Below are 15,038 nucleotides of genomic sequence, written 5' to 3'. Positions count from 1 at the left end.
GCAGGTATTCGTTGCCGGGCGGATCTCCTTCGCCTTCGCGCCCTGCCGCCCTTCCCCCAAATCCTGCCATCGCACGGGGGGCTACCTAGGGGCAAGTCGAAAGGGGTGCCTCCGTCTGCCGTCCCTCCCTTTTTCCTCCGGTTTCACCAGGACTTGACGCGTTAACCGGAAACCGACAAGAAGCCGAAGGCGTTTCCTCCTCTGTCGATGTAGTACCGGGGAAACTATGCATTTCACATGCACCAATTGGATCTTCGGTCACCCCGCCGTGGAAACGGCATCCCTCAACAATGAGGGGGAGACGATCACCACCATGGCTGTCGCCGTGCATACCGATCCGCCCAGGGCCAGGGTCCAGGGTATGGAGATGCGGTCGGCTGTGAGCCCCAGGAACATCCCCCCCAGGGGGTACAGCCCCTGGAAGACCAGGATGTAGAGGCTCATTATCCTTCCCCGCATCTCCCTTCCCACCCGGGCCTGCAGCACGGTATTGATGGACGCGCTCATTATCAAAGAGGAGGCCCCCAGGACCACGACCAGGACCAGGCACAACCAGAACAGGCGGCAGGCCGCCACCCCCAGCAGGGCAAGGCCCACTACCGCGGTGGACGCCTTGATGATGGCCCTCTCCGGCAGGCGGCGGCGCAGGAGGGTCACCAGGGGAGCGCCAGCCACCGCACCGGCTCCCAGGGCGCTAAGGAGGGCACCGTATCCCCCCGAGCCACGGAGGAGCACGTCCCTCGACAATCCGGGGAGGAGCACCAGGAAGGATAACCCGAAGAAGGAGACCACCCCCAGCAGGAGCAGCTGGTTGCGCACCCAGCCTTCGCCGGCCGCCAGCCTCAGTACTTCCAGGATGTGCGAACCCGTGGCCGCCCCGTTACCACCCGGCGGAGTCTCCGTGTGCAGGAGAAGGAGGGCAGCGATGACGGCCAGGAAGCTGGCGGCGTTGATGTAGAAGGCGGTCTCCGCGCCCCAGAGATGGAGCACCAGGGCTCCCAGCAGCGGGCCCACGGACCGCGCCAAGTTGAACTGGGCGGCGTCCAGGGCGATCCCGTTGAGCATGTCCTGCGGGGGCACCAGGTCCGGGATAATGGCCCGCCAGGCGGGAAAGTTGAAAACGAAGGCCAGGCCCATGGCCGCGGTCAGGGGTATGATCGCCGCCATGGAGGAGAGACCGGCGCGCAGGCAGAGACCCAGGCCCAGGGCTCCCAGCATCATGGCCGTCTGGGTGGCCAGGATCAGCTTGCGGCGGTTCAGGCGGTCGGCCAGGGACCCCGACCACAGGACCAGGAGGAAGAGGGGGAGGAAGTTGGCCAGGTTCACCGCCCCCACCCAAGTGTTGGTTCCCGTGGTCTCCTTGACGAACCACAGCAGGGCGGTGTTGTGGATCCAGGTCCCCACATTGGAGATAAAGGCCCCCGACCAGAGGAGGCGGAAATCGCGGTGACGGAAGGAAGCCAGGGCACCTCCCCCCTTCCTTCGCTCCGTTTGCGCGACCATGGCTCTCCCGTCGACTCCGAGCGCTTTTCACCGGGGGCTTACCCCGCCCTTCCCGACACTTCAGCCTTCCCTATTTTACCATCCCCGGAGAATCGACCTTCCGGGAGGCACGGCGTCTCCCCGACGTCGCGGAAAGGAAGTGCGCGAGGAGAGGCCGGGATATATCGGGGTGGGTAAGGGTAAAATGTATTAAAGACCTGGAGCGCCGGAGGGAAGAGGTGCGCCGAAGGGACGTCCTTTCCCGCGGGCACCACGGTTTCCGAATCACGGATCGCCGGGAGGAGGGGAAGACGATGGCCGAAGAGCCTTGGGAGCACCAGTATGCCCACGTGAACAACCTGCGCATGCATTACGTCACCGCCGGGGAAGGACCGCTGGTCTTACTCCTGCACGGCTTCCCAGAATTCTGGTACTCCTGGAGGCACCAGATCCCGGTGCTCGCGGAAAGGTTCCGGGTGGTGGCCCCGGACATGAGGGGTTACAACCAGACGGAAAAACCGGTGGGAGTTATGCACTACCGCCTGTCGGCCCTCATGGAGGACGTGCGGGGCCTCATCCGACACCTGGGGGAGAGCCGGGCGGTCCTGGTGGCCCACGACTGGGGCGGAGGCGTGGCCTGGCCCTTCGCCGCCCACTTCCCGGAGATGGTGGACCGTCTCATCATCCTCAACTGCCCTCCGCCGGCGGTGCTCATGCGCCACCTCTTGACCAACCGGGCGCAGCTCCGCCGCTCCTACTACATGTTCCTCTTCCAGTTTCCCCTCCTCCCGGAGCTGGCCCTCAGGGCCTTCGACTACCGGCTGGTGGAGAAGGCCTTCCGCGGCTGGCTCCTGGACAAAAACGCCCTCACCGATCGAGACATGGAGATGTTCAAGGAGGCGGCGGCCAAGCCCGGCGCCCTCACGGGAGGGATAAACTATTACCGGGCCGCCTTCCGGCAGTTCATGCGCTCCCCGCGCGCCGCGTCCCGGTCCCAGGCCAAGGTCCGCTGCCCCACCCTGGTCATCTGGGCGGAGGAGGACCGGGCCCTGGGGAAGGAACTGACCCACGATTTCGGGGAGGAAGTGGAGGGGCCCCTGACCATAAAGTACATTCCCCGGTGCAGCCACTGGGTGCAGCAGGAGAGGCCCCAGGAGGTGAATTCCCTTATACTTGAGTTCCTCTCCGACTATCCCTGATCCGTCTCCGCTCCCGGGGAAACGTAGAGATCACGGGCCCGCCCTCTCGCGATGCCGCGACCTCCTGATCTTCGGCGGGAGCACTGCAGTGCTCGACCACGGGGAAGGATTCCGTCTCCGGCCCCGTCGTCGGCCTGGATGCCTCCACCCCCTACCTGAACGGTTCGCTACCCCTTACCGAACATTTCACACTTGCAAAAAGACCCCGGCGTTCGCCGGGGTTCCGGTCTGGTGTCGGAGGGGGGACTTGAACCCCCATGAGGAAGCTCCTCACTAGGCCCTCAACCTAGCGCGTCTACCGATTCCGCCACTCCGACTCGCATATTCCTACGCGCCGGAAGGGGGCTTCTTATCCACGCCCTCCTCCGCCTTCATCTTCCGGTTCCGAAAACCAGTATATATCCTATTTCTCCTCGGGTCCACAATCTTGGAGGCATAAAATATGTCCTTGGAGATGCGCCCGTACTTTCCGATCACCTCCACGCGGTCACCATCGTCTAGGGGGGGTGGGAAGCGGAAACCCCTGTAGAACCAGACCTTGGTGCTCTTCCCGTCCTCCTCCACCAGGTCGAAGTTGATGTCGAAGGTCAGGGTCTTGGAACGCCGGTTGGCCCTGCGGGGGAGCAGGGTGGGCAGAGGGTAGGTGGATACGTTGAGCACTATCCCTTTCTTTACCAGCTTGGCCACTGCTCCTCCTCCAACGCCCGCTTGCCGCCCGAGGGACCAGTTCTTTATCGTCAAGCCGGGCCCGGGACTTGACCTCCTGACGTCCCCAGAAAGCCGGCCACCGCCTCCCAGATGCGCAGGGCCAGCTCCCGCTTGGGCATTAGGTCCAGCTCCTCCTCCCTGCCGTCCCGGAAGAGGATAACCGCCTGGTTGAGGTCGGAATCGAAACCCGACCCCGGCCTGGAGACGTCGTTGGCCACCAGGATATCCACTCCCTTCTCTTCCATTTTCTTCCTGGCCTTCCGGAGGAGGTCTCCCGTCTCCGCGGCGAAGCCCACCAGCACCTGTCCGGGGGGCCTCCGATCGCTCAGCTCGCTCAGGATGTCCGGCGTGGGAACCAGCTCCACGATCAGGCCCTCCCTTCCCCCGCGCTTTATCTTCTCCTCGCTCCTGCGGGAGGGGGTGAAATCGGCCACCGCCGCGGCCATGACCACCGCCGAGCATCCTCCTGATCGAGAGAGGACCTCCCGGCGCATCTCCTCTGCCGTCTCCACCATTATCCTCTCCACCCCCGGAGGTGCCTGCAGGTGGGTGGGGCCGCTGACCAGGATGACCTCCGCTCCCAGCTCCCTGGCCGTCTCCGCCAGGGCGTAGCCCATCTTGCCGCTGGAACGATTGCCGATGAAGCGCACCGGGTCCAGCGGCTCGCGCGTCCCCCCGGCGGTCACCAGGACCCGGTGTCCGGAAAGGTCTCCTCTCATGTCCAGGAGGCGCAGGACGGCCTCCACTATCGCCGGAGGCTCCGCCATGCGCCCCTCCCCTTCCTCGCCGCAGGCCAGGGCGCCGCTCTCCGGGCCCACCACGTGAACGCCTCTCTCCCGCAGCTTCCTCAGGTTATCCTGGGTGGCGGGATGCCGGTACATCTCGCGGTTCATGGCCGGAGCCACCAGAACCGGCGCCCTGGTGGCCAGGAGGGTGGTGGACAGGAGGTCGTCAGCCAGGCCCTGGGCCATCTTGGCCAGGATGTTGGCCGTGGCCGGGGCCACCACCACCAGGTCCGCCGCCCGCGCCAGGGAGATGTGCTCCATGGCCGGACCGGATGCGTCGAAGAGGTGCAAAGAGACCGGGTTCCCGGAGACGGCGCGGAAGGTATCCGGGCCCACCAGCCGGGTGGCGTGCTCGGTCATTACCACCCGCACGTCCAGCCCCCTCTCGGCCAGCCGGCGCACAACCTCCACCGCCTTGTAGGCGGCTATGCCTCCGGTCACCCCGAAAACGATGCAGGTCATGGGATTGAGCGACTCCCTCGCGCGATCCCCTTACTTGGTCCCGTCCTCCGGCATCTCGAACTCCAGCTTCTCCTGGGCTATCTCCTCCAGGGCCAAGGTCAGGGCCTTGTTGGAGGCCGAGGTCACCTGGGGACCTGCATCCCTCCCCAGGCCGTCGCCCAGGTGCCGGAAATAATTGTTGATCTGGCGCGCCCGCTTGGCCGCGGCGATGGTCAATCCGAACCGGGAATTGTTCATCGCTCTTAAAAGGTCGTCGATCTTGGTTTTCATCAACACCTTTACGCTACCTCCCGTCTACTTCGTTTCATGCCTCCGTGGAGGCCGATTCCTTTTCATATATAGCACAAAGTTCCTCCACCGCGCGTTGCAGGTCGTCGTTCACCACCACGTGCCGGAAGCCGCCCTTCTCCCCGCTTTCCCGAACCGCGTTGCGCAGCCTGCGGCGCAGTTCTTCCTCGCTCTCCGTGCCCCTGCGTCGCAACCTCTCCTCCAGGGCCTCGAGGGAGGGAGGCTCTACGAAAACGGTCACCGCCTCCGGCATCCTCTCCCGGACCTGGCGGGCTCCCTGCACGTCGATCTCCAGGATCACGTCGTGGCCTTCATTCAACCATTCCTCTACGGCCCCGCGGGGGGTGCCATAGAGGTTGCCGTGCACCTCCGCCCATTCCAGGAACTCACCCTCTCCGGCCCGCCTCAGGAATTCCTCCCGGTCCAGGAAATGGTAATCCACTCCCTCCCTTTCCCCGGGCCGGGGGTCACGGGTGGTGGCGGACACGGAAAGGCGTGCCCGCGGATAGCGCTTTAAAAGCTCGGCGATGAGAGTACCTTTTCCCGCGCCGGAGGGTCCGGCGACGACGAAAAGGCGTCCGCGTCGCATTATCTCTCCCGCTGGATTGGACCTTGATGCGTGGACTCCGGTTCCGGCCCCGAGGGGTAAATGCGGTCAGGAAAATCTTTCCTTCAAGGCCTGCGCCTGCTTGGGCCCCAACCCCTTGATGCGCCGCGTCTCGCTGATGCCTATCTCCTCCATGATCTTGGCGGCGCGCGCCTTGCCCACGCCGGGGAGGGACTCGATGACCGACTTCACGGTCATCTTCCCGTAGGTTTCGTCATCGGCCCTGGCCAGGACCTCGCTGACCTTCAGCTTGCCCTCCTTGAGCGACTTCTTTATCTCCGACCTCTCCTTCCTGACCTTGGCCGCTTTCTCCAGGGCTTCCTTGCGCTGTTCCGCCGTCAATTCCGGGAGCTTCTGGCTGGCCATCATGTCCCTCCTCAGGTTATATTCTCCTTACGACGATATCCCGTTAAGTATAAACCCCCTCACCCGGCCCCACAACCCGGAGGACCATCGCCTCCCCCGGGGGTATCAGGCCAGGTGCCGACTGCCGGGGGCCTCCAGCTCCAGGCCTTCCCGGCATAGAGGGCAACTGCCGGGCTCCCACACCGGTGCCTCCAGGCGTACCAGGACCTTCTTGGGGACCCCGAAGTCGCGGTCCTCCCCCCTCTCGATGATGGCCCCCAGGCCGGCGGTCACTCCTCCCTTGGATTCCACCAGCTCCATGAGTTCCTGGACCGAGCCGCCGGTGGTTATGACGTCCTCCACGATGAGGGCCCTCTCTCCCTTCTCCAGGTTCTGTCCCCGGCGCAGGGTAAGGCGTCCGTCCACCCTCTCGGCGAAGACCATCCTCCGGCGCATGGCCAAGGCTACCATGTACCCGATGATGATGCCGCCCAGCGCGGGGCTGATCACCACGTCCACCGGTACCCCGGTGAAACCCCGGGCCAGCTCGTCCGCCAGGCTCTCCGCCAGGTGAGGATGCTGCAGGACGCGCGCACATTGCACGTAAGTATCGCTGTGCAGTCCGGAGGAGAGGAGGAAATGGCCCTTCTGCACGGCCCTCTCCCTCTCCAGTATCTCCAGCACCTCCCACTGGTTCATGTCCCAACCCTCCTAGGTAGCAGCCTTCCCCGCCGCGCCTTGAGCTCAACTCCTCCGCCGCTTGACGCGCCCATTAAATCTCCCGTGGGTTAACCGAATTTGTTGCACCACAACTTCAATTCCCCACCGTCTATGATAAACCAATCTCCCGCTTCAAGGCGCTCAGAGCCTCCAGGGGACGCGGGTGACCGGTGACCGCCCTCCCCACCACCAGATAATCCGCCCCCGCCCGGAGGGCCTCTCCCGGGGTGGCCATCCTGGCCTGGTCATGGGCCTCCGCGCCCTCCGGCCGGATGCCCGGAGTGACCAGGAAGGGGCCGGCCCCCAGCTCGCGCCGGAGCTCCGCCGCCTCCCCGGGCGAGCAGACCAACCCGTCCAGCCCGCAGGAGACGCCCAGCCTGGCCAGCCGGAGCACGCTCTCCGACACGCCTCCCCGCCAGCCCATCTCCTCGAGGTCCCCATCCTTCAAGCTGGTGAGCACGGTGACCCCAAGGAGCAGCGGCACCCGAACTCTCCTCCCCCCGCTTCCGCGGACGGCTTGAACCGCCGCTTCCAGCATCTTCCTGCCCCCGCAGAGGTGGACGGTGATCATGTCCACCCCCCACCTTACCAGGGCCTCCACCGCCCCCCGCACGGTGTTGGGGATATCGTGGAGCTTGAGGTCGGCGAAGACCCGGAAGCCCTTCTCCTTCATCTCCCGGAAAACGGCAGGACCGAAGCGGGTGTAGGCCTCCAGGCCCAGCTTTACCGTCCCCACCTCCCCCCGGAACATCTCGGCCAGCGCTTCCAGCTTTTCCCATTCCGAGACGTCCAGGGCCAGGATCAGCGGATCCTCCACGCGGCGCGCGGCGGCCATCATCCCCACCCCCTCCGGCGGAGGAGACCCACCATCTCCGAGACCCTGCGGTAACCCTTTCGCCGCATGAACCCCGCCAGCTCCTCCACCAGGCGGGGCACCGCCCGGGGGTCCACGAGGTTCAGGGTGCCCACGGCCACCGCTCCGGCCCCGGCCATGAACATTTCCACGGCGTCGGAGCACGACCATATCCCCCCCATGCCGATGATCGGGAGGTCTACGGAACCCGAGGCCTCCCAGACCGCGTGCACGGCCACCGGATGGATGGCGGGGCCGGAAAGCCCTCCGGTCACGTTCCCCAGGCGGGGACATCCCCTCTCCACGTCAATGGCCATGCCGGGGATGGTGTTGATCAGGGACAGTCCGTCGGCTCCCGCCTCGGCCACGGCGCGGGCCATATCCCGCATGCCGCCCGGAAGCGGGGGCAGCTTGACGAAGAGCGGGATGTCCACCGCCTCGCGCACCCGGGCCACCAGCCCTGCCGCCTCCCGGGGATGGCGCGAGAAGTGGGCCCCTCCTTTTTCCACGTTGGGGCAGGAAATGTTGAGCTCCACCGCCGCGGCCAGCCCGGAGCGGGAAACCTCCCCCGCCACCTCCACGTACTCCCGGGCGCTGAAGCCGGCCACGTTCACCCACACCGGCAGGTTGAAGCGGGAGAGCCAGGACAGATCCTCGGCCAGGAACCTCTCCAGGCCCTTGTTCTCCAGGCCTATGGAATTCAGCATCCCCGATGGAGTCTCCCAGAGGCGGGGAGGAGGGTTCCCCGCGCAGGGCTCGAGGGTCACCGCCTTGGTCATCAAGCCCCCCAGGGCGTTGAGGTCCACTAGCTCGGACATCTCCCTGCCGTTGCCGAATGTGCCCGAGCAGACCAGGAAAGGGTTCTTCAGGGAGATTCCCGCAAGCTCCACCCTCAGATCGATTCCCTCAGCTGACTTCACTCCATACCCCCTTGGGTATCACGATTCAAGACCTGACCCCCTTAGTCGGTGCCAATCCAGTTCCTCCCCCCTGAAAACCGGTCCGTCCCGGCAGGCCGCCAGGTAGCCCCCGGGTGGATCCGCCGCGGGCACCGCGCACCCCCGGCAGGCGCCCAGCCCGCAGGCCATCCTCTCCTCCACGCTCACCTGGAGGGAAGAAAGGCCGCCGGGGGACAACCGTTCCGCCAGGGCCAGCAGCATGGGCCGCGGGCCGCAGGCGTAGTACCGGCGCCCCACGGGAGGCGTCTTCGGAGGCAGGAGGTCGAGTACCGTCCCCTCCTCCCCCCGGGAACCGTCCGCGGTGGCCAGGCGTAGGTCGAGCTCTTCCGCCAGCACCTCGGGAAGGGTGCCGTACTCCGCTCCGCTCTCCATCCCCCAGAGGAAGGTCACCCTCCCACCCCTCTCCCGCAGCCAGCGGCCGAGACAGGCCAGGGGGGCCACTCCCACCCCTCCGGCGACCAGGATAACTTCTTCGCCCTCCACCGGTGGGTCGAACCCCCTTCCCAGGGGACCCAGGACGTCCAGCTCGTCCCCCGGCCTCCTCCGACGCAGCCAGGCCGAACCCCCGCCCGCCTCCCTGACCAGAACGGAGGCGGTCTCCCCGCGGTGCCGGAAGACGCTGAAGGGGCGGCGCACTATCCTTCCCTCTCCCTCGCAGAGGAGATGCAGGAACTGTCCCGGGTGGAGTGAGAACCCGGGAGGCACCCGGAAGACGACCTCCGAAGCGCAGCCATAATCCCGCCTCTCCACCACCGGCGCCCTGAAGAGAAGGGGTGGCAAACCTCAACCTCCCCTACCCGCCGTGACCTCGGAAACCGGGCGGCCGAGGGGCCGGACGGGCCGGCTGCCTTCCCCTGCGGCCCGCATCCCCCTCACCAGGGCCATGGCTACTTCCATGTTCGTGAAGCAGGGGATGCCGTGGCGGGCGGCGTCCTCCCGTATGTAGAACCCGTCCGAGTGGGGATGGCGACCGCGGGGTACGTTGACCACCAGTTGTATCTCCCCGTTCCGCAAGAGATCGAGGACATTGGGCCGCCCTTCGCGGAGCTTGTTGACCTCCTCGACCTCCATACCCGCCGCCCGTAGGGCCCGCGCCGTCCCGCGAGTGGCCGCCAGCCGGTATCCCGCCTCGTTCAGTTCCCGGCCCAGGAGTACCGCCCTCCTCTTCTCCCGGTTGGCCACGCTGAGCAGGACACGGCCCCCGGGCGGGGGACGCATCCCCAGGCCCCGCAGGATCTTGGCCAGCGCCAAGCCGAGGTTCTCGCCCACTCCCATCACCTCGCCGGTATAGCGCCGGCAGGGGTTGAGAAGGATATCCTCCCCGGCTATGAGCCCGAGGGGCGAGACGGGATAGCGTACCGCGTTCCGTGTCCCCTCGAGGCACACGGAGGGCGCGTCCTCCTCCAGGAGGGCCGCCAGGCCGAGCTCCGGAAGGTCCAGCGAGGAAGCCCTGGCGAGGAAGGGGAGCTGCTCGGAGGCCCCTGGAGAGAGGTCCCATATCCTCATCTCCCCCTCCTCCACCACCAGGCGTAGGGAGAGGTTGCCGCTCCAGCCGGTCACCCTTACGGCCTCCGCCACCACCTCCCGCAGCCTCTCGTACTGCTGGGAGGTGAGGTGAAGGGGCGGGTAGACGGCCGGCCCCTCCCCGGCATCTCCGCCAGGGCTTTGCAGCCTCTCCCAGGCAAGAAGGCAGGACAGGTTCCCCTTTCGGGCCACCGCCTCCACCATCACCTCCAGGGACTCCTCCCTCAATTCCCTCACCAGAGGTGTGGCTCCCGATTGCGTGGACAGGTATTCCTCGACCTCCTCCGCGGAGTAGAACACCCTCTTCACCGCCTCCCCGCCTTTGGTGAAGAGGGTCAGGTGCACGGGGAACCGGCAGGTGCGCAGGAAATCAACCGCTTCTTCCCGTCCGACGGCGAAGGCGGCGAGGGGCAGACCGGAGGAGCGCAGCCGCCGCAGAGACCCGGTTGTATCCCCTTCTTCGGCCCACCCTCCCAGTATCTCCACATCCCCGCCCTCCTGCCTTACCCGCCATGCCAGCGCGAAGGCCTCCCCTCCCCCAAAATGGGGGCACAGCTTGCGCGCCCCCGCACTCATGAGCGCCCGCCTCACTCCTCCCGGGGAGGGGGGGCCCAGGAAGACGGCGTCGGCCTCCCCGACCAGGTAGAGGCCGAAGCCGGGATCGCTCACGTATACCGCCGCGTTCCCGCCCCGTCCCTTCCAGGCACGCAGGGCGCGGAAAAGGCCGAAGTGAAGCTCATGCCCGCTCCCGGGACGGGGGGTCACCGGGGCCAGGAACATCGTCCCCCCGCCACCGAGGCCCTCCGCCGACCTCGCAAGACACAGCGGGTACCCGTATCCCTTCACGCCTTCCGTAAAGGGGGCTCCTTCGACCTCGGGGTTCTTGTCATCTTCCCTCCGTCCGGGCGCCCCTCCGGCGCGCCGCACCAGCTCCTTGAGGTCCTGGAGGATTCTTTCTCGGATTCCCTTTCCGCCCTCCTCGAGAAGGCGCAGGGCGGTGCGGGCTGCTTCTCCAGTGGTTCCTCCCCACAGGAGGGTTCTCCCCACCGCCCGGCAACCCAGGGGAAGGTGGCCCTCCTCCCTCTCCTCCTCCGGGTAGAAGAAGCGGGGCAGGGCCAGGTAAGTCCCGCTGGGTGCCGCACTTAGGGGAACGTCTTCTACCTTGCCGCCGCAGACCAGGTCCACGTGTCGACTCACCAGGTCCGCGCCCAGGGCCACCTCCAGGAGGGGGGTTGCCCTCCTCGGACCGACGTCCATATCCAGCACGAACACCTTCTCGCACCCCCGGCTGACCGCCACCTTCACCTCGGCCAGCCCTACTACGCCCAGGAGCTCGGCCGCCTTTCCGGCAATCTCTTCCAGGGCATAGGATAGCTCCCCGGAAGGCAGGGGAGGCACGACCACCACGGCGTCCTCCTCGTGGAGGGGCAGTGGTTCTAGCTGCTCGACGATCCCGGCCGTCATCACCCCTCCACAACCGTCCCTCAGGACGCAGACCACGTATTTCCTCCACCCGCCAAGGTACTCTTCAATGAGGACCTCGCCTCCCAGGCTTTTGCCACAGGCCTCCATGAACAGGTCGGGCAGCTCCTCCCGGTTGAAGGCCACCCCGGCCCCCCATCCTCCGCTGGAGAAATGCGGGCGGATCACTAGGGGAAAACCGAGTTCGAAAGCCGCTTCCTGTGCTTCACGCACGTTCGATGCCGTGCGGAATGCGGGGTTGGGGAGCCCCCCTTCCTCCAGCATCTCACGGAGAAGGGAACGGTCCCCGCAGGCCCAGAGCACCCGGTCCCGTAGATCCGCGATCTCCAGGCCTGCCCGGTTCAGCCACCCCTCCGCCGCCAATTCCCTGGCCAAGGCCCAACCTCTGCGGCCCGCCGTACCCAGCCAGAGCGAGGAAGCCCCGCACTCCTCCGCCACCCGGACCACCACCTCCGGGAGGGGCGGCTCCAGGTAGAGCTCCCCTTCTTCTCCCGCTCCCGCGTCCATGAGGGTGGCCGGACTGTCCTCCAGGACCGCCACCCGGAAGCCCCTCCGGCGCAGGTGCCGGCAGATTCTCGCTGCTAGATACTGGAAGCCAGCTCCCTGGTCCAGGGTCACTGGACCAGGGCCCACGGCCAGCACCGTCCTGCCGTCCACCATTCTCAATCCCCATACCCCCTCGTCTCGTCGAGGTCCGCGCAAGGACCGTCCTTCAGGTCCGTTCTCTCACCTTTTCGCCCTGTTCGCGTGACCACCGGTAATCCGGTGCGCGATAGACCACCTTTCCACCTTTGATGGTAAGGACCACCCTTCCCCTCACTTTCCAACCGTGGAAGGGACAGTTCTTTCCCCGGGAAGCGAAGGCGGAAGCGTCGATGACCCATTCCGTCACCGTGTCCAGGAGCACCAGGTCCGCCCTGGCTCCGGGACGTACCCCCTCCCCGTAATCCGGGGGCTCCAGTCCCAGGGCCCGCGCCGGGCCCAGGGTCAGCCTCTCGATGAGCACCGGAAGTCCCAGTTCCCCCTTCTCCACCAGCTGCGTGTACAGGACCGGGAAGGCGCTTTCCATTCCCACCACGCCGAAGGGGGCGTAATCGAACTCCCGCTCCTTCTCCTCCGGCGAATGGGGGGCGTGGTCGGTGGCCACCGCGTCCAGGGTCCCGTCGGCCAGGGCCCGCCGCAATTCCTTCACGTCCTCCGGGGTGCGCAGGGGAGGGTTGACCTTGTATACCGGGTCATAATCCCGGATGTCCAATTCGCTCAGGACCAGGTGGTGGGGGGTGGCCTCGGCGGTCACCCTCACCCCCCGCGCTTTGGCCTCCCGTAACAGGCGCACCGACCCCGCGGTGCTCAGGTGAGCCAGGTGGAGGCGCGCCCCGGTCTCCTCGGCGAGCAGCAGGTCGCGGGCCACCATCACCTCCTCGGCGAGGGCGGGAATGCTCCGCAACCCCAGGGCGAAGGAGACCCGACCCTCGTTGACCTGGCCTCCCCGGGAGAGGCTGACGTCCTCCGGGTGGGAAATGATGACCCCCCCGAACCTACGGACGTATTGCAGGGCCCGCCGCATGAGGCCGGAGTCGACCACCGGGTCCCCGTCGTCGGAGAAGGCCCTCACCCGGGCCGCGCTGGCGAACATGAGCCCCATTTCCGCCAGCTCCTTCCCCTCCCTGCCCCGGGTCACGCAGCCCACGGGGAAGAGGTCGGCAAGGCCCAGGCCGCGCGCCCGCAGCACCAGGTCCTCCACCAGGGGTGCGTTGTCCAGGGGAGGGTCGGTGTTGGGCATGCAGCACACGGCGGTGAATCCCCCGCGCACCGCGGCCTCCAACCCGCTCTCCAGGGTCTCCTCGTCCTCCCTCCCCGGGTCCCTGAGGTGCACGTGCATATCCAAAAATCCCGGCGAGAGCACCAGCCCTTCCGCCTCCAGCACTTCCCGGCCCTCCCCGGAGAGACCCTTTCCCACCTCGGAAACCCGGCCCCGGGATACGGCCACGTCCAACACCTCGTCCAGGCCCTGGAAGGGATCGATGACCCGCGCCCCGCGAAGCAGTAGATCCGCCAATTCAATCCCCCCTCTCCCCCATCCCCAGCAGGAGGAAGAGCACGGCCATGCGCACCGCCACCCCCGCCGCCACCTGGGCGGTTATGGCCGCGTGGGGAGCGTCGGCCACCTCGGAAGCGATCTCCATTCCCCGGTTCATGGGCCCGGGGTGCATGACCACCACCCCCGGGCGGGCGGCCCTCAGCCGCTCCAGGTTTAACTGGTAAAACCTGGAATATTCCTGGGGGGAGGGGAACCTTCCCTCCAGGAGCCTCTCCTTCTGGACCCGCAGCATGTAGAGGACGTCGCAGCGGGGGATGACCTCGTCCAGGTCGTAGGACACCTCCACCCCTTCCGGCAGGACAGGTGGCAGCAGGGTGGGAGGAGCCACGGCAACGACCCGCATGCCCATGGCCAGGCAGGCCTTGAACCCGGAGCGGGCCACCCGGGAGTGGAGTATGTCCCCCACGTAGGCGATGGTCCTCCCCTCCAGGTCCCCGAGTCTCTCCCGCATGGTGAAGAGGTCCAGAAGGGCCTGAGTGGGATGGGCGTGCATGCCGTCCCCGGCGTTGAGCACCGAGACGTCCAGCCAGCGACGCAGGAGCCAGGGGGTTCCCGCCACCGGGTGGCGGATGACCACGGCGTCCACCCCCATGGCCCGCAGGGTTAGGGCGGTGTCCTTGAGGCTCTCCCCCTTTTCCACGCTGGAGGTGGAGGCGGTGAAGTTGAGCACGTCGGCGCTGAGGCGCTTGGCGGCCACCTCGAAGGAGAGCCGAGTGCGGGTGGAGGGCTCGTAGAAGAGGTTTACCACCGTCTTTCCCCGCAGGGAGGGCACTTTCTTGATGGGGCGGCGCATGACCTCAGAGAAGGAACGGGCCGTCTCCAGGACCCGCTCCACGTCCTCGCGGGTCAGGTCGTCCACGTCGAGGAGATGCCTCCGCTCCGCGGCTTCACCGGCCATTCAAACCCCTCCCTTCGCGCCCCCGGCCCGGGAGACGCCTACGTTCCGAAAAAAAGCCCCGTCCCGGGGACGGGGCCTCAATCCGGGTAACCGATGTACACGGCATCCTCGCCGTCCACCTCCTTGAGGGCCACCTTGACCTTCTCCTCCCTGGACGTGGGCAAGTTCTTGCCCACGTAATCGGCGCGGATGGGGAGCTCGCGGTGGCCCCGGTCCACCAGCACGGCCAACTGGATGGAGGCCGGCCGGCCGAAGTCTATGATGGCGTCCATGGCCGCTCGCACACTGCGTCCGGTGTACAGGACGTCGTCCACGATGACTACGTGCTTCCCTTCCAGGTCGGGGGGGAGGTAGGTCTCGCGCACCACCGGCTGCTCCAGGGTGTGCAGGTCGTCCCGGTAGAGGGTGATGTCCAGCCTGCCCACCGGGACTTCCACCCCCTCTATGGAGGCCACCGCCTCGGCAATGCGCGAGGAGAGGGGCACGCCGCGGGTCCTTATTCCCACCAGGACCAGGTCGGAGGCCCCCCGGTTGCGCTCCACTATCTCGTGGGCGATGCGGCGCACCGCCCGGCGGATGTCGTCCTCCTCCATCACCTTGGCCTTGATCCGGAAACCCATTCACC

General features: G+C 66.7%; 15 protein-coding genes and 1 tRNA gene. 1 reads left to right on the top strand and 15 read right to left on the bottom strand.

Annotated features, from left to right (window positions below; translation table 11 throughout):
* Positions 1-258 precede the first annotated feature (258 nt).
* On the bottom strand, positions 259-1,503 hold the full coding sequence (locus tag QME84_01005) for an MFS transporter (GenBank protein MDI6872854.1): 1,245 nt from the start codon (positions 1,501-1,503) through the stop codon (positions 259-261).
* A 293-nt stretch (positions 1,504-1,796) separates the two neighbouring features.
* Between QME84_01005 and QME84_01000 the strand changes: the two genes are divergently transcribed.
* A complete protein-coding gene (locus tag QME84_01000) occupies positions 1,797-2,681 on the top strand; it encodes an alpha/beta hydrolase (protein MDI6872853.1) in 885 nt (294 codons plus the stop codon).
* Positions 2,682-2,910: 229 nt separating this feature from the next.
* On the opposite strand, the gene QME84_00995 is transcribed toward QME84_01000, so the two are convergent.
* The 14 genes from QME84_00995 to pyrR all read right to left on the bottom strand — a co-directional run bounded on the left by QME84_00995 (position 2,911) and on the right by pyrR (position 15,033).
* Positions 2,911-2,998 (bottom strand) — tRNA-Leu (locus QME84_00995).
* Between the two features lie 10 nt (positions 2,999-3,008).
* Entirely contained in the window at positions 3,009-3,368 is a 360-nt protein-coding gene (locus QME84_00990) for a hypothetical protein (protein MDI6872852.1), read from the bottom strand.
* A 50-nt stretch (positions 3,369-3,418) separates the two neighbouring features.
* Entirely contained in the window at positions 3,419-4,636 is a 1,218-nt protein-coding gene (coaBC, locus tag QME84_00985) for a bifunctional phosphopantothenoylcysteine decarboxylase/phosphopantothenate--cysteine ligase CoaBC (protein MDI6872851.1), read from the bottom strand.
* Positions 4,637-4,666: 30 nt separating this feature from the next.
* Positions 4,667-4,906 carry a DNA-directed RNA polymerase subunit omega gene (gene rpoZ, locus QME84_00980; GenBank protein MDI6872850.1) on the bottom strand — a complete coding sequence of 80 codons (240 nt, stop codon included), beginning with the start codon at positions 4,904-4,906 and terminating at the stop codon, positions 4,667-4,669.
* 34 nt (positions 4,907-4,940) lie between these two features.
* On the bottom strand, positions 4,941-5,513 hold the full coding sequence (gene gmk, locus QME84_00975) for a guanylate kinase (protein MDI6872849.1): 573 nt from the start codon (positions 5,511-5,513) through the stop codon (positions 4,941-4,943).
* 66 nt (positions 5,514-5,579) lie between these two features.
* Positions 5,580-5,897, bottom strand: coding sequence for an integration host factor, actinobacterial type (mihF, locus tag QME84_00970; protein ID MDI6872848.1), 318 nt, complete (start codon positions 5,895-5,897; stop codon positions 5,580-5,582).
* Between the two features lie 105 nt (positions 5,898-6,002).
* Positions 6,003-6,575, bottom strand: a complete 573-nt coding sequence (pyrE, locus tag QME84_00965; GenBank protein MDI6872847.1) for an orotate phosphoribosyltransferase — start codon at positions 6,573-6,575, stop codon at positions 6,003-6,005.
* 130 nt (positions 6,576-6,705) lie between these two features.
* Positions 6,706-7,431: an orotidine-5'-phosphate decarboxylase gene (gene pyrF / locus QME84_00960; GenBank protein MDI6872846.1), complete on the bottom strand. Its 726-nt coding sequence runs from the start codon at positions 7,429-7,431 to the stop codon at positions 6,706-6,708.
* The gene (locus QME84_00955; GenBank protein ID MDI6872845.1) at positions 7,431-8,369 is read right to left on the bottom strand and encodes a dihydroorotate dehydrogenase; all 939 of its coding nucleotides are present in this window, start codon (positions 8,367-8,369) and stop codon (positions 7,431-7,433) included. Before QME84_00955 ends, pyrF begins: the two co-directional genes overlap by 1 nt.
* Before the next feature lie 18 nt (positions 8,370-8,387).
* Positions 8,388-9,188, bottom strand: a complete 801-nt coding sequence (locus QME84_00950; protein ID MDI6872844.1) for a dihydroorotate dehydrogenase electron transfer subunit — start codon at positions 9,186-9,188, stop codon at positions 8,388-8,390.
* 3 nt (positions 9,189-9,191) lie between these two features.
* Complete coding sequence (locus tag QME84_00945) at positions 9,192-12,074, bottom strand: ATP-grasp domain-containing protein (protein MDI6872843.1); 2,883 nt, start codon at positions 12,072-12,074, stop codon at positions 9,192-9,194.
* Between the two features lie 52 nt (positions 12,075-12,126).
* Positions 12,127-13,473 carry a dihydroorotase gene (locus tag QME84_00940; protein MDI6872842.1) on the bottom strand — a complete coding sequence of 449 codons (1,347 nt, stop codon included), beginning with the start codon at positions 13,471-13,473 and terminating at the stop codon, positions 12,127-12,129.
* A 1-nt stretch (position 13,474) separates the two neighbouring features.
* Positions 13,475-14,413 (bottom strand): aspartate carbamoyltransferase catalytic subunit, encoded by a 939-nt coding sequence (locus QME84_00935; protein MDI6872841.1) that lies wholly within the window; start codon positions 14,411-14,413, stop codon positions 13,475-13,477.
* Positions 14,414-14,490: 77 nt separating this feature from the next.
* Positions 14,491-15,033, bottom strand: a complete 543-nt coding sequence (gene pyrR / locus QME84_00930) for a bifunctional pyr operon transcriptional regulator/uracil phosphoribosyltransferase PyrR (GenBank protein MDI6872840.1) — start codon at positions 15,031-15,033, stop codon at positions 14,491-14,493.
* Positions 15,034-15,038: the final 5 nt, after the last annotated feature.

The organism is Actinomycetota bacterium, assembly GCA_030019255.1.
Classification (GTDB): Bacteria; Actinomycetota; Geothermincolia; order Geothermincolales; family RBG-13-55-18; genus Solincola_A.
Note: the sequence above shows the minus strand (reverse complement) of the source record. Positions and strands in the feature narration are given on the sequence as shown.